This window comes from Altererythrobacter xiamenensis (assembly GCF_900177715.1).
GTDB lineage: Bacteria > Pseudomonadota > Alphaproteobacteria > Sphingomonadales > Sphingomonadaceae > Erythrobacter > Erythrobacter xiamenensis.
In genome coordinates, this window is the sequence record NZ_FXWG01000002.1 from 741402 (window position 1) to 755101 (window position 13700).

The 13700-nt window shown below is 57.4% G+C and carries 19 protein-coding genes and 2 tRNA genes; 6 read left to right on the forward strand and 15 right to left on the reverse strand.

Annotation, left to right across the window (positions count from 1 at the left end; translation table 11 throughout):
- Positions 1–54: 54 nt before the first annotated feature.
- The gene (locus CCE89_RS08980) at positions 55–861 is read left to right on the forward strand and encodes a crotonase/enoyl-CoA hydratase family protein (RefSeq protein ID WP_086437683.1); all 807 of its coding nucleotides are present in this window, start codon (positions 55–57) and stop codon (positions 859–861) included.
- Positions 862–875: 14 nt separating this feature from the next.
- Here CCE89_RS08980 and CCE89_RS08985 read toward each other — a convergent pair whose 3' ends face one another.
- Positions 876–1652 (reverse strand): acyl-CoA thioesterase, encoded by a 777-nt coding sequence (locus CCE89_RS08985; protein WP_086437684.1) that lies wholly within the window; start codon positions 1650–1652, stop codon positions 876–878.
- A 125-nt stretch (positions 1653–1777) separates the two neighbouring features.
- Between CCE89_RS08985 and CCE89_RS08990 the strand changes: the two genes are divergently transcribed.
- Both CCE89_RS08990 and CCE89_RS08995 read left to right on the forward strand, forming a co-directional pair.
- A tRNA-Cys gene (locus CCE89_RS08990) sits at positions 1778–1851 on the forward strand.
- A 58-nt stretch (positions 1852–1909) separates the two neighbouring features.
- A tRNA-Thr gene (locus CCE89_RS08995) sits at positions 1910–1985 on the forward strand.
- A 207-nt stretch (positions 1986–2192) separates the two neighbouring features.
- Here CCE89_RS08995 and CCE89_RS09000 read toward each other — a convergent pair.
- The 3 genes from CCE89_RS09000 to CCE89_RS09010 are packed head-to-tail and all read right to left on the reverse strand — an operon-like array spanning position 2193 to position 4436.
- A complete protein-coding gene (locus CCE89_RS09000; RefSeq protein ID WP_086437685.1) occupies positions 2193–3770 on the reverse strand; it encodes a recombinase family protein in 1578 nt (525 codons plus the stop codon).
- A complete protein-coding gene (locus CCE89_RS09005) occupies positions 3763–4209 on the reverse strand; it encodes a DUF2924 domain-containing protein (RefSeq protein WP_268762232.1) in 447 nt (148 codons plus the stop codon). The genes CCE89_RS09000 and CCE89_RS09005 overlap by 8 nt, the downstream gene beginning before the upstream one ends.
- Positions 4197–4436, reverse strand: a complete 240-nt coding sequence (locus CCE89_RS09010) for a DUF3489 domain-containing protein (RefSeq protein ID WP_159456628.1) — start codon at positions 4434–4436, stop codon at positions 4197–4199. The genes CCE89_RS09005 and CCE89_RS09010 overlap by 13 nt, the downstream gene beginning before the upstream one ends.
- 223 nt (positions 4437–4659) lie before the next feature.
- Here CCE89_RS09010 and CCE89_RS09015 point away from each other — a divergent pair, with 223 nt between their 5' ends.
- Positions 4660–5292: a tyrosine-type recombinase/integrase gene (locus CCE89_RS09015; protein ID WP_086438052.1), complete on the forward strand. Its 633-nt coding sequence runs from the start codon at positions 4660–4662 to the stop codon at positions 5290–5292.
- A 430-nt stretch (positions 5293–5722) separates the two neighbouring features.
- Here the strand turns inward: CCE89_RS09015 and CCE89_RS09020 are convergent, their stop codons facing one another.
- Entirely contained in the window at positions 5723–5965 is a 243-nt protein-coding gene (locus CCE89_RS09020) for a hypothetical protein (protein ID WP_086437687.1), read from the reverse strand.
- A gap of 294 nt (positions 5966–6259) precedes the next feature.
- On the opposite strand from CCE89_RS09020, the gene CCE89_RS09025 reads away from it, so the two are divergent.
- The gene (locus CCE89_RS09025; RefSeq protein ID WP_086437688.1) at positions 6260–6634 is read left to right on the forward strand and encodes a response regulator; all 375 of its coding nucleotides are present in this window, start codon (positions 6260–6262) and stop codon (positions 6632–6634) included.
- A gap of 124 nt (positions 6635–6758) precedes the next feature.
- Here CCE89_RS09025 and CCE89_RS09030 read toward each other — a convergent pair whose 3' ends face one another.
- From CCE89_RS09030 to CCE89_RS09075, 10 genes are all read right to left on the reverse strand, one after another.
- Entirely contained in the window at positions 6759–6971 is a 213-nt protein-coding gene (locus CCE89_RS09030) for a hypothetical protein (RefSeq protein WP_086437689.1), read from the reverse strand.
- 69 nt (positions 6972–7040) lie between these two features.
- Positions 7041–7250, reverse strand: coding sequence for a cold-shock protein (locus CCE89_RS09035; protein WP_086437690.1), 210 nt, complete (start codon positions 7248–7250; stop codon positions 7041–7043).
- Positions 7251–7443: 193 nt separating this feature from the next.
- Positions 7444–7671 (reverse strand): hypothetical protein, encoded by a 228-nt coding sequence (locus CCE89_RS09040; protein ID WP_234990015.1) that lies wholly within the window; start codon positions 7669–7671, stop codon positions 7444–7446.
- 249 nt (positions 7672–7920) lie between these two features.
- On the reverse strand, positions 7921–8187 hold the full coding sequence (gene infA / locus CCE89_RS09045; protein WP_086437691.1) for a translation initiation factor IF-1: 267 nt from the start codon (positions 8185–8187) through the stop codon (positions 7921–7923).
- Between the two features lie 240 nt (positions 8188–8427).
- The gene (locus CCE89_RS15140) at positions 8428–8637 is read right to left on the reverse strand and encodes a hypothetical protein (RefSeq protein ID WP_143255998.1); all 210 of its coding nucleotides are present in this window, start codon (positions 8635–8637) and stop codon (positions 8428–8430) included.
- 1 nt (position 8638) lies between these two features.
- Complete coding sequence (locus tag CCE89_RS15145; protein ID WP_143255999.1) at positions 8639–8836, reverse strand: hypothetical protein; 198 nt, start codon at positions 8834–8836, stop codon at positions 8639–8641.
- A 65-nt stretch (positions 8837–8901) separates the two neighbouring features.
- Positions 8902–9159 carry a hypothetical protein gene (locus CCE89_RS09050; protein ID WP_086437692.1) on the reverse strand — a complete coding sequence of 86 codons (258 nt, stop codon included), beginning with the start codon at positions 9157–9159 and terminating at the stop codon, positions 8902–8904.
- Positions 9160–9369: 210 nt separating this feature from the next.
- Positions 9370–9969 (reverse strand): DUF2061 domain-containing protein, encoded by a 600-nt coding sequence (locus CCE89_RS15445; protein WP_159456629.1) that lies wholly within the window; start codon positions 9967–9969, stop codon positions 9370–9372.
- A 198-nt stretch (positions 9970–10167) separates the two neighbouring features.
- Positions 10168–10374, reverse strand: a complete 207-nt coding sequence (locus CCE89_RS09060) for a cold shock domain-containing protein (RefSeq protein ID WP_159456630.1) — start codon at positions 10372–10374, stop codon at positions 10168–10170.
- A gap of 1218 nt (positions 10375–11592) precedes the next feature.
- Positions 11593–12804, reverse strand: coding sequence for an alpha-hydroxy-acid oxidizing protein (locus CCE89_RS09075; RefSeq protein ID WP_234990016.1), 1212 nt, complete (start codon positions 12802–12804; stop codon positions 11593–11595).
- Between the two features lie 177 nt (positions 12805–12981).
- Here CCE89_RS09075 and CCE89_RS09080 point away from each other — a divergent pair, with 177 nt between their 5' ends.
- Positions 12982–13623 carry a TetR/AcrR family transcriptional regulator gene (locus CCE89_RS09080; RefSeq protein ID WP_086437697.1) on the forward strand — a complete coding sequence of 214 codons (642 nt, stop codon included), beginning with the start codon at positions 12982–12984 and terminating at the stop codon, positions 13621–13623.
- Positions 13624–13700 lie beyond the last annotated feature (77 nt).

A 13700-nucleotide genomic window follows, 5' to 3' on the forward strand; every position in this document is an offset into this window, starting at 1 on the left:
GCAGGGCGAGCATCCTTCACTTTATTCGCGAGAGTGAAGAAGGATCGATTCATAATGACCATGACACCCAACGATCGTGTTGCGATCGACCTTGGCGAAGACGGCGTAGCGCAGGTTCGTTTCACGCGCGCCGACAAGATGAACGCCCTCGATCATGAGATGTTCGAACGGATCATCGAAGCAGGTCACGTCTTGCACAAGATGAAGGGCGTTCGCGTCGTCGTCCTTTCGGGCGAGGGCAGGGCATTCTGCGCCGGCCTCGATCTCTCCAACTTCGCGCGCAAGCCATCCCCCGATGAGCCGGACCTGACCGAGCGCACGCATGGCAACGCCAACCGCGCGCAGCAGGCCGCGATGGTATGGCGCAAGCTTCCGGTCCCCGTCATCGCGGCGGTGCATGGCGTATGCTTCGGCGGCGGCCTGCAGATCGCAAGCGGCGCGGACATTCGCGTGGTCCATCCCGAAACGCGCATGGCAATCATGGAACTGAAATGGGGCCTCGTCCCCGATATGGGCGGCTATGCCCTGTGGCGCGGCCTTGTGCGTGACGATGTCCTGCGCGAGCTGGTCTATACCAATCGCGAGTTCACCGGAGCGGAGGCCAAGGAGATCGGCCTCGCCACCTTTGTCGAAGACGATCCGCTGGCGCGGGCTACTGCAATCGCTTCGGAAATCGCAAACCGCAATCCGCATGCGATTCGCGCGGCCAAGCGCCTTCATGCAGGCATGACTGACCGCGATACCGATGCGATCCTGCTCGAAGAAAGCATCGAGCAGCACGCCATCATGCGCAGCAAGAACCAGGTCGAAGCCGTGATGGCCGGCATGGAAAAACGCGCGCCTGCCTTCGACGACGTGTAATTCAGGCGCTTAACTCAGCCAAAGATCGCTGCGGCCTGCATGCCGACCATGACCAGGTCGCCGTCGGCGTTCCACAGACGCAGGCGCTCTGACGAATATCCGTGATCGGCATGGTCGCTCGCCGTTTCGGCGAGCCACCAGCCATCGCGCGTCTGGACTTGCGGATCGAGGATATTGATCGTCCAGTTGATCGAGCTCAGCGGACCCTGGCGTTGCATCGCGCGCATCGATCCCGGCGGCAAGGTGTCGCCGACGAGAATGAGGTGGGAGACCGCGTCGAGCCCCGGATCGGTCTTCAGCCGGAACCAGCGACGCACCAGCGGAAAGCCTGGACCGCTGGTGTCCTGTGCCCGCCTGATTTCATAGTTCGAAATGAAATGCCTGCCCTTGGGTTCGGGCACTGGCTCTGCCTCTTCCGGCGAGCCGGGCCACGGGTCGACCTTCGGAGCGGGAAACACTGCGTTCGGTTCGCGCTCGGTTCCGAATACGAGAAGAACGCTGAGTGCAGGCTTGCCCTCTACCAGCAATTCGCTGCGGACCTGGGTCACGTTGCGGCCGCTCCTGACCATTTCCACGCGCGGTTCGAAACTTTCGCCAACCGGAGCGATGAAGGCGACCTGGGCGCTTCGCAGCGGGGGAAGATCGGGAAATGCGCGAATGGCTTCGGTGTAAGCAATCAAGGCAGAGGCACCGCCATAGAGCGTGCGGCCTTGCATCCAGTCATCGGCCGCGGTGAGGGTGACGGGGCCGGAGTTTCCGGTCAGGGGCTCGAGAAGGTCTGAAACACTCATGGCGCAGGTTCCTGCCGACTTCGCCGCCGCTCGTCCAGATTGACGTTACGGAAACTCATCAATCCGATTGCCAAGGCTCTGGCGGTCCGCTAGGGGGCCGCTTCTCGGCAACTTCGGGAGCCGATGGCCCGATGGCGGAGTGGTGACGCAGAGGACTGCAAATCCTTGTACGCCGGTTCGATTCCGGCTCGGGCCTCCACATTCTTTCCTGCCTTTGCGGCTGGCGTTTCGGCGCTGGCGCATGGGCGGGCAAGTGGGCCGCTTTAGCTCAGTTGGTAGAGCACATCATTCGTAATGATGGGGTCACGTGTTCGAGTCACGTAAGCGGCACCACACAGTCCTTCGGTTTCCCACTGGCACCAGTTTCCGCGAGAACCTCGCAAGGTACTGCCGACATTCCGGTAGGTTAGCGGGGCGTGTGTTTGGTGGGCCGCGCTCTGAGACCAACCTGGCGCGTGGTATTGGCCTCGAACAGACCGAGTGTCTCAAGCCGCCAGAATCGTGGCACCAGTTGCAGTTGTTGTTTGGGTAGGGTTGTTCTCAGGAGAACCCGAGAAAGGCGCGCTGTCCTGCCCAGTCGAGCGGCAATGCCGATGCGCGCAGCAAACGACGCCCTGTCAGCCCGGCCGGTTGGCGTCCCTCGACGATCGCCGTTGTGATGTCGGGCGCGAGCCATCCGATCCTGAGAAGCTGCCAGAGGTGGCGCTTGCTGTAGTGGGCTACGGTGGGCTCATTACTTGCTTCCACGATCATGCGTTGCGCAGCACAGGACTGGGCAAGGAGCTTGAGAAGAACCGGGTCGGGACAATTGCTGGCCCCGTGTGTATCGGGTGGCAGTTGCAGCTTCTTCTCGGCGCCATGCGAGACCAGTCTGACCGGCAGAGCTGTCTGGAGCTTGCCCTCTCGATTGTGAAGAACCAGCTTCTCGCTGGTGAGAGAAAATTGCAGATCATGTTCGAGGAGGACGGCCCGCCGTTCAACCGTCGACATGATCTTTAAGTCTGTCGCCAGTTCTCGCCTTGCAGCAATCTGGCGGGCATCACCTTCGCTGCTGGATCGCAGCCACTGCGCTGCAAGGCGCACGGCTGCCTTCTCGAGCTCCCCTGCTGGCACGCTCCATGGTGTACCCCTCGTCTCGCCGGGAAGAAAGCGGGTCACAAAATAGCGGTAGCGCCGGTGCTGTTTCGTCGTATGGCTTGGCGACATCGGACGGCCATCGGGACCGCTCATGATACCGGTCAGCAGGCTTGGAGTCCTGGCGCACTTGCCAAAGCGCCGATCGCGTGAGTTCTGCTTTAGGATGGACTGTACCTGCTCGAACTGCTCGATCGGGATAATCGCTTCGTGCTGTCCATCGTAGACCGCGCCATTGTGTCTGACCTGGCCGCTATAGATCGGGTTCTTGAGAATGAGTGCGAGCATGCCCCTTGTGAACGGGCATCCACCGACTGTCCTCCCGCTCTTGTAGTGGCGCAGCTTGGTTCTTGCGCCCTTCGCGTCCAGCGCATCGACAACCTGCTGGACCGAACGAAGCGCACAATAGTAATCAAAGATGAAACGGATCGTCTCTGCTTCTGCCGGTTCGATGTGCAGCATGCGGTCTTCGAGCCGGTATCCGAGCGGAACGGGACCACCCATCCACATGCCTTTCTTCTTGGAGGCTGCGACCTTGTCGCGGATGCGCTCGCTGGTGACCTCGCGCTCGAATTGCGCGAAACTGAGCAGGACGTTGAGCGTCAGTCGCCCCATCGAGTTGGTGGTATTGAAGGCTTGGGTTACGCTGACGAAGGAAGCCTCGTGCTGGTCGAGGATCTCGACGATCTTGGCAAAGTCAGCAAGGCTGCGGGTCAGCCGATCGACCTTGTAGACCACGATGATATCGACCTTGCGTGCCTTGACGTCGGCCAGTAATTGTTTGAGCGCCGGACGCCCCATGGTTCCTCCTGACCACCCGCCGTCATCATAATGCTCGGCGATCTGTTCCCAGCCCTCGGCTGCCTGGCTCCGGATATAGGCAGCACAGGCTTCCTTCTGTGCATCCAGGCTGTTGAAGTCCTGCTCAAGCCCGTCCTCGGTCGACTTGCGCGTATAGATCGCACAACGCTTCTTCTCAGCCATCTGCAGCTAGTCCCTTTAAGGACCGCGAGCGCAGGCCAAAGAAGCGCGGGCCTGACCAGTGCACACCGGTTATTGCCCTCGCAATCTGTGACAGGCTCTCGTAGCGTCGGCCATCATGCTCGAAGCCTTCCTCGAGCACGAGCACATGGTAGGTCTTGCCATGCCACTCGCGCACCAACCGTATGCCCGGCTTGATAGATATGGTTCGATCCGATGTGGCAGATCCGGTTCGCTCGAGCAGTGAACAGGCCCTGTCGATCGCCTTGCTTGTTGAGGTCGGAAGCCCGCCATGCACGCGCGCCTGGATATGCCAAGACAGCCCCCGACGCAGAAGTGCTGGTCCGATCTCAGGTGCGGGCCTCCTGAATTGTTCCCGCCATGCCGCCCGTAGCTGCGCAGGCGACATGACTTCAAGCTCATCGATGCTCAGGCGCGGCACGATTCTGCCTCGCCTGACACCTTGTATGCGGTCTCGCCATTGGCTCGCTCTTCCTTTGCCAAGGCAATGCCTTGCTTGCGCACTCCACTCAGGAAGGCGCGGCAGCTATGCGGCTTCCACGAAGTCGCGTTCTCAATCTCGGCCAGGGTTGCGCCTTTAGAACGGCGTAGCAAGCGATTGACGTTGGCTGACTTGGTCTTGCGGGCAGTCGTCTTTTGCTTGGTCATCATGGGTCTCCTGTGCTGGCCGGACCATCCGGCCTTGCACTGACCCAAGCCGCTAAGCCATTTGGCTCACGCGGCGCCTTCGTGACGCACAGCAATGCTCAGCTTGCGGCGACAGTCCAGTCGGATTGTCGGATTTGCGCCCCAATCAAAGACATTGCGATCCAAGATATTAAATCCCGAAAGCGGACGTTCTCCTAGGCCATTTCGGCCCAGGAGAATGAAAATGACTTACTCACAATTCGACCCAGCCGCGCACAATCGCGTGCCTTGGAATTTCGGTGCGAAAGTCGGGCCCAAGCGGCCATTCAATCAGAAGCAAATTTGGGCGATCCGGTTCTTCCTTGATCGCGAGAAGCGCATTCGAGATCGAGCGCTGTTCGATCTGGCGATCGACAGCAAGTTGAGAGGCTGTGACCTTGTCGAGCTCAAGATCGGAGATTTGGTCAGTGGAGCGGAGATCAGGACACGAGCCACGATCACCCAACGGAAAACCGGCCGTCCAGTCCAGTTCGAGATTGCCGCAGATGCCAGGGCAAGCCTGCTGGCTTGGCTCGAACGTCGGGGCGGCTGCGTTGAAGACTATGTCTTTCCAAGCCGCATTGATCACACAAGGCACCTGAGTACTCGCCAATATGCTCGACTGGTTGACGAGTGGGTCGAAGGCATCGGCCTTCGAACTGAGGAGTTTGGGACCCATTCACTTCGTCGCACCAAGGCCTCGATCATCTACAAAGCCACAGGCAACATTAGGGCCATCCAGATCTTGCTGGGGCATTCCAAGATCGAGAACACCGTTCGCTATCTTGGAGTCGATATTGAAGACGCCCTGACATTAGCGGAGAAGACCGAGATTTGATTGCTGTTGGGCGCCGGCTCGATGTGGGCTGGCGTCCGACTTTGATAACAGCGAACACGGACAGACTGCGCTATTTTCCGCTGCCAAAGCCAACTCATCGCGAGGCAACTATCCGGGTGTCCTCACGGCCGAGTAAGCGAATGGAGAAGAAGCCAGCGGAAGGGCCCATTGCGCCCTGATTTCGAGACGTAAGGCCGGTCATTCAAAAATCGAAGAAGCCGGTCGCGGAATTGGTGTCGGCTTGGAGTATGTCTCCTTCCAGGAAAGCGGGGATCTGGCTGATGACCTTGGTCGGGACCTCGATCAGCCATAAAAAAGGCCTCCACCTCAGAAAGGAGACGGAGGCCTATAGTCGAGGTTAGCATTGCGAACGCCGCAATGCCGCCCTTCGGGTCGCCTTCGTGCAGGGCTACTGCTAACTGGATAAACTCTAGGGCATCTCAGGTTCGCCTGAAGGATGTGAATACCCGCAAAGCGCAAGTTCGACCCGGGCGCGCCCTTCATCGCTGGCGATGGCCAGATCGATGGGCCGTCCGCCCAAGGCTTCATCATGCGTATTCATGAATTCTATCGCCGCTTCGCGCCCTAGAACCATGATGGCCATGCGCGTTGTTTCGCCCTGACGACGCGAGGCGGTTGCTGTGAGGCGAAAAGGTGGATTGCGCCGGTTCATCGCGAAGACGCAACAGATAAGGAAATGGAAGATACCGGTAGGTAGGACAAGTCTGACTCCTCGTTCAAAGCGGGAGCACAAGTTTGTCTCTCAGTCGCAGACGCTCAATTGCAATCCCTGCGATGCGGCACGTAGTATCACGATAATTGGCTTTCGCATCACGAATTCCGCTCGACGGCCAAATATGGACGGCACCGACACCGACCGCATGACGGGAACGGACGTAGGCCCGAACGCGTTAAACCTTTGTCGTTCCACAATGCGGAGGGACTATCCTGAAAGGATAAGACCTCCGTGGAGACTTCCAATACAGTCATTCTCGTCGTCGAAGACGAGGCTTTGATCCGCATGGATGTGGTCGATCAACTCAATCAACAGGGCTATGCGATTCTTGAAGCTGCGACCGGCCGCGAGGCACTCGAAGCAATTGCGAACGCAGAGATTGTGAACTTGCTCTTCACGGACATCGATATGCCAGGGGATCTCAATGGCATCCGGCTTGCGCATGAGGTTTCCCGGTCTTGGCCTGAAATGGGGATTATCGTCACGTCCGGAATGACCCCGCCCGGCATGGGTATTCTGCCCAAGGGCTCGCGTTTTTTCTCCAAGCCTTATAGTCCGGAATTGGTCCACGCTGCGATCAGAGAGATGTTGCCCCACCCATCGTAAAACCTGAACCACATTGTGTGGACAATCGCTGTGGACTCTACGTTCTTCGGTTTCACCGATACGTTGAAAGGGGCCGATTTCTAGCTTGGTGGACATTTCGACCTTTTGCAGTAGCTAAGTCCGGCTACTCTGACTTGTTTCGCTGCTCCCGTGCCTCTTCTTTTTCTTGTCGAGATCTTTCCTGGGCTTGCTTTACCTTGCGTGCCTGTTCGGCGAGACCGCGCCAAGTCTTCTCCGCCCGGAGTTCGCGTTCTCTTACATTATCGAGATTTGCACCTTCCGCCGCAGCTTTCGCCGCATCGGCGCGTTCGCAATAGAACTCATATGAATCGGCCATTGAAAAGCTCCAATTCTGGCTGGAGGCGATCGAGCGCGACTATGAAGCAGCCGCGCCCGGATGGCATAATCACTCCGCGGCTGACAGGTTCACTGCGCTAGCCTTCCCGTTGCTGCCGTCCTCGATTTCATAATTGAGGCGCTGGTCCTTCTCGAGCGTCGTCATGCCTGCGGCCTGGACGGCCGAAATGTGGACAAAGCTGTCTGAAGAGCCGTCATCGGGCTGGATGAAACCATAGCCTCTGTCTTCGTTGAAGAATTTTACAGTACCGATAGTCATATTCGCTTCCTTTCAAGAAACGGTCATGTCCGGCCCGCGAGATTGCATGCCGGGATCTTGCGTCAGGTCGTCAATTGAAAGGAGCTCGTCGTATTAAAGGTATGAGAGCCGGAAAATTCCGATAGTCATACCATGCGTCGATATCCGTCGAAATTCAACGTGAGCGGATTTGGTTGGCACATCTCCGCCCCTACTAAGGGGTTTCGAAGCCCGCCTTCACTTGAGTTGAGTTGGCAAACTGGGCCTTGCTCCAGGCACAGGCTGCGGCAGCGCCCAGCCCATGCTGGAAGTCGCTGATACGTCCAGCGATGCGTGAAGCCTTCGCCAGTTTGGCAAGGCGATCATCATCGTTTGCTGCGCAGTCAGCACCCATGAGCGCTTGTTGGTGTTTCGCATATTGGCGGTTGAGGTCCATGTTCATTCTCCGGTTATGGCGGGAATGCTGATGCATGGCCGCAGGTTTGGTGAGCCGCTTAGTCAATCATCGTTGCTACGAGACGCCTCAGCTCGGTAGTCGGCATTGTCATGGGAACTGCGCGTTCACTCTCCAGGGCGTTTCCCTGGATCGCGCCGTAGCGCAGCGAAAGTTTGGGGCGCGAAATATTGCGCACATTCATTGTATTCATTGTAGTCTTGTTCGACAGGTTCTTCCCCGTCGCCTTCTTGAATCTCAGCGCCTAAATCCGCGCTTGCGTGCGCCAGCGGGGCTTTGCCCGGGCGTCCGTTCGCGGAAAACGATCCGGCCTTTGCTCAGATCGTATGGCGTCATTTCGACATGTACGCGGTCTCCAACGACCGATCGGATACGGTAGCGACGCATCTTGCCAGCAGTGTAGCAGATGATGCGATGCTCATTGTCGAGGGTTACGCCAAAGCGTCCATCGGGCAGGATCTCGTTGATCTCGCCCTCCATCGTAATGAGCTCTTCTTTCGCCAATCCGTTGTCCTTGCGTACTAGAAATTGTCCGCACGGACGATTTCCGCTGCGGAGCCAGGTAGGATGTAAGGGATGTGGTACCGTCACGGCGCTTGAGCGCTCGCTGCGGCAATCATAATCCGTCGCAAACGACGTAAGGCAATATCTTTATAACGACTTGCAAATAAATTACAATATGTATGGCCCAGAATTATGAAAATTCCTTTTCTAAAAAAATATCCTGTGGCGACTTCTCTGCAGTCATTTATTGTTGCACTGGCGTTTGTGCTCCGCCAGCGCGCCGTCCAGGGTGGTGTAAGTGTATGGGCCAACCCTGTATTTCGTTACGGTCACCGCAGTGATACCTTCAGGCAATGCCGGTGATGAAACGGCTTTTACGGAGCCACCTTCATTTTCCCAGTCGTTTGCCGCCTCGGCCTTTCGGGCTGGCGCTTTCGGAACCTCTCTCATGCTATTGGAACCTTTCCGAAGAAAGCCGATCCCGTGACATGCCAATCCCTACTGGAGCTGCCCTTCTTCGAGCGGCATTGATGCGTTTTTCGTAGTAGCCGACCAGATCGAAATACGTTTTTCGATCGTCTGACGAGCCTGATCCAGCCACATTGGCCTTCGCGAGCTCGTAATTAAAGATCAGTTGGTCGAGTGTCATGGCGAATGCCTCCTCCGTACCTTGCAAAAGAGGCCGGGGTTTTCCACCCCGGCCACATTGGCTTGCTAACCCTGCTGCTGGCTCGCCTGGTTTTCCTGCGCGTTGCTAACGTCGCCTTGCTGGTGCTGGAGGTTCACGGCGCTCTTTTTGCCGCCGTCGACCTCGCTGGTGTCATAGCTGTAGCGCTGATCGACCTTCGGCATCTGGCCCTCTTGCTGCAGGTCCTTCTTCTTGAACCGGAGAGCGTCGCCGCCATTTTCAGGCGTGATAGAGCCAGTGCCAGAGCTGCTGTCGTAGCTCTTGATCTTGCCATAATGTGTCATGTCGTGTCCTTCAGTATAAAGGCAGCGCGCCAGTATTGGCCTGGCTGCGACTAAGAGACGAAACTGAAGGAGGTGGCTTCTCGAAACTGGAGGCCTAAGACCGTCGATTGCGACTGGTAGCTGTTACTAAAATGGGGATGATAATGCCCGAAACAAGGGGTTGCGATCACTCGTAGAATCCGACCGCCGTCGAATTCACTGGTGAGTTTGTCAGACTCGCGAACTTTCCTCTCGCTCTACGATTCCCCAGGTGACCTTGGACCATGCACGTTCGTGGAAGAAATAGAGAACCAGCTTGGTGATTATCTCGATGCCGCCGATGGACACCGCTGTCTCCACGCTGCCGGTAAAAAACCATGCCAACGCGAACGTGTCGAGCGATGCGATTGTTCGCCAGGTTGCGGTTTTCACTCCGCTGCGCTGATTGGTTTCACGCTTGCGTTCGCCGCGTGTGACCAATCCCCACCGAATGCGCCCCCATAACCTTTCGTGAACGAAGTACAGGACCATCTTGGTCGCGACCTCGGTGATTGCGATATAGCTTGCCGTCTTGAGCGCCTCCCCAGCCGGCAGCTCGAACCCGAAAAGCGGGCCCAGAACGGTAATAAGTAAATAAGATAGAACGAGAGTGTCGAGAGTTCCGATCACACGCCAGGACACAGCCTTCGCAGCAGACCTCCAAGCCGACACCTTATGGGTGTTGGGCGGAATCGCCTTTATGTTCTCCGGTCCGAAAACCGGCGGCTCCGGCAGGTCAGGAACAGGCTCGCGCAGGCTTCGGCCCAGCCCGGACGACGTTTTCCGCGTCACTGTGAGAACCAGGCAAAGAGCGTGGCGAGGCATCCGATCTGGAAGAGCACGGCAAAACAAGCGGGCCCATCGGAATGTCTGATGTTCATATGGTCGAGCATCCCAGCGCATTCCTGCAACAATAGCCGCACTGTTCGGCGGATGGCGTTGGGCAAGCTGGACGGAAGGGGCCCCTCTCGCTGGAAAGGAGAGTTCCAATCACGCTTTTTGAAGCCGTACTGCCTGAGGTTCTCCCTGTCGGTCTTTTTCGATCTCGTAGCGAACGCGGATTTCCTCCTTGGGATCCTCTCCTTCGACAATCATCTCGCTCGCCCGAAACGGCAAAGGATCTTCACCGTCCTCAGGTCGGATAAAGCCGGTACCGGTATTAGCGTTGTAGTGTTTGATGTGGCCGAAATTCGCCATTGCCAATCCTATGCGTTGTGTACAGCGCATCGGGATGACCGCTGGCTTGGCTGCAAGGCGGAAGGGAGGGGATCGGCAACTTTATCGAAGATGCTTCGAACCGTCGGTTTCGACTGGTAGCAGATAAGAGATGGGGTTTGCGCTGCACCATTACAATAATTGGAGTAGCCACGCCCTCAAGACCTGCATCGCTTGTTGATTTGTTCACCGCCTATCGCGCGGATAGAGAGGCGCATGAAAGTATCCATCTCGCTGGATGCTGGTGATAATCTCAGCCGGCTCGACGCCAAACCTGGGCCGCCCACCTACGAAGACCTCGGTAAGTCCATCGGCTTTCCATCCTGATGTCGATGGGGGCAGCTTGCCGCCGGTAATGTCATCAGTGATGACCGCGGCCGAGCCGTCTGCTTCATGGAATCTGTAGTAGGGCAATGTGGCGCCTCGCTTCCAAACCATATGGGAAGGGCCCGTGGGCATTGCTATGATCATTTGCCATGCGGCCGCCCCTTTCGGATCTTCGGTAAGCCGTCACTAATAGGTTTTCATCTGAAAATTACGGCGGGCTCCTGCTCCGGGAGAACGGTGCATGATCCCAAGACTTGCTAGTCCAGGGTCTCTCGTAATTCTGCCCTTTCAATCCCATATACAGGGCATCGCATTTAACTACCTGTAGGCTGTTGCGACTGAGAGACCTCGTGCTCCCGCTTACGAGACGAGGTTAAGACCTATGCCGCAGGACACATTCCTTCCGCGCTGCCACCCCCACATGCTTGGCGAAGACGGGCGCGTCGATCTGGCCAGATGCGAGGATTTGGCCGCGGATATGGCGGACCTCAGGGAGATGGGCATTATCCTCACCCTAGTTGGCAGCTATGCAGTCGGCGCCAATCGCTATTCCAATCTCAGGGATGCGTTGGCCGCGGTTCACACCAATCGCGCGGATCGCAGAAATTCTCACAAAGCATCCAGAGGCCCCCTTATGAATGGTCATTGAGCTCGGCTTATCTCATCCAGTTTTCCAACTGCTAACCCGGATCGCAGTCTGAAAGCGGCTTTCTATCTCGCGTTCGCCAAAAGAAGACCGTCCGCTTTCGGCCCACTTCCTGCCGCCACTTAACATAAAATCAGGTCACAACCCGGTTTCGTCCTTACCAGTCTGTAGCCTGAGGGGGAGGCAGGACGGGGCGCACTTGAGTAAGTGTGGGTATGGGGCGATCTCTAGTCTCTTGTAATTTCTGCACCTGCTGAACGTACAGCTTCGAGTGTCGGGTAACCGTTCACCGCCATCAGCAGGTCGGCCTCTGCAAGTATGGAGCGAAGAACATGCGCCGCGCCGCCAGCACCTCCAATTGCAAGGCCGTAAAGGTAAGGACGGCCGATCCCCACCGCCGTCGCTCCCAGAGCGATGGCCTTGATGACATCGCTGCCAGAACGCACTCCGCTGTCGAATAGCACTGGGGTGCCGCCGGCTCCCTTAACCACTCCCGGAAGCATGTCGATCGCTGCGATTCCACCGTTGGCCTGTCGCCCGCCGTGGTTCGAGCAATAGATTGCATCAACTCCGAGATCGGCCGCCCGGCGCGCATCATCCGCATGGCAGATGCCCTTGAGAACGATCGGCAGGTTGGTCATTTCCCGGAACCAGGCGATGTGATCCCAGGTCAAAACCTTTCCGAAAGTGGCTGCCCAAGTGCCGACTGCGGCTGCAAGATCCTCTTCGGGAGGCTTGTCCAGCAGGCTGCGGAAGACCGGATCACTGAAATAGTTTTCCAGCACCTTGCCGCGCAGCTGGGGAAAGTTGGCGGTATTGAGATCGCGCGGACGCCATCCGGTGAGCCAGGTGTCGAGTGTGATCACAAGCGCCCTGTAGCCTGCGGTCTCGGCCCGTTGTATCAAACTTTCGGCCAGCCCCTCATGCTTGGGCGTGTACAGCTGGAAAAAGCCCGGCGTGTTTCCTGCGGCCGTGGCGACTTCCTCAATGGGCGTGTTAGACAGAGTTGAGGCGCAGAAGGGCACTCCTGTTTCGGCCGAAGCCCGCGCGGCGGCGACATCGCCCTTCCGGTCCTGGGTGACCTCACCGTTAAGGCCGATCGGTGCCATGAAGATAGGCGAATGGTATCTGGTGCCGAACAATTCGATCGAGAGATCACGCTCGCTGCAATCGACCAGCATCCGCGGCACCATCCCCCAATGGTGGAAGGCGCTGGCATTGCTGTACTGCGTATGTTCATCACCACATCCGCCCTGAACATAGTTCAGAAGCATCGGCGAGAGGGCCTTTTCCGCCCGCGCCTGTAGCGAGGCGAAATCGACCGGATAGTCAGGCAGGACGCCCGAAAGACCGGCGTTGTAGATCGCGTTCTGCATGTCGCCGAAGTGCGCCATTTCATCTTTCTCCTTGCTCTTGTTCTCCGCCTCGTCTTCGAGCATGCAAGGCTTCTGCAACAGTCCTGAGGTCTATGTCAGATGCGTGGCTCTACCAAGCCCTGAAAAAAACTACTGGCCAGTAGATGTGTTTTTTGGCATCCTCGGATTCGAAGGTGGAGAAAGCGTCCACCAACCGGAGATGGAATTGCCAAGACGTGCCCCCAATCCTGCGGTTTCGCAATGTCAGCTGTAACCAAGCCGCTTGACAAGCCTGCGGCAGGTCGAGGAGCATCGCTCAAGAGCGAGTTTGTTGCCTTCAAGACTAATCGCATTGTCGAGGTGGCCAGCCACCTGTTCTACCAGCGTGGGTACAGCAGTTGTACGCTTGATAACGTCGCCGACAACCTGGGCGTAACCAAACCCTTCCTGTATTCCTACTTCAAGAACAAGGAAGCCATTCTCGCCGCCATTTGCGAAGTCGGCATCAGTGAAGCCCTTGCGGTTCTTGAGACCACCTTGGCCGGTGAGCACAGAAATCACAAAGCGCTTCTTGCTGAAGTGGTGCGACAGGTCGGAAGGATCGTCATCGATCGCCAGGAGTATGTGGTCGTCTATCAGCGCGAAATGAAGCACCTGAGCGCTTCGGACTACGACCGCATCCTGCGTCTGAGGCACTCATTCGATCACCAGATCGCCGAGTTGATCCGTGAAGGCATCGAAGCTGGCGAATTTCGCGAGGACACGGACTCCTTTGTCGCAGTCTGGATCGGCGGCCTGATCAGCTGGATACCGACCTGGTATTCGCCAGGTGGCCAGCGGTCGGCAGATGAAGTGGTAGACCAGCTCGTCTCTGCCGCCCTGCGGCTTGCAGGCGCTGAATAGCGCAGAATTGATTTGTCTGAGGAGCAGTTTGAGGTTGCACTTTTTTGTTTAACGATACTGGCCAGTAGAAAAACAGA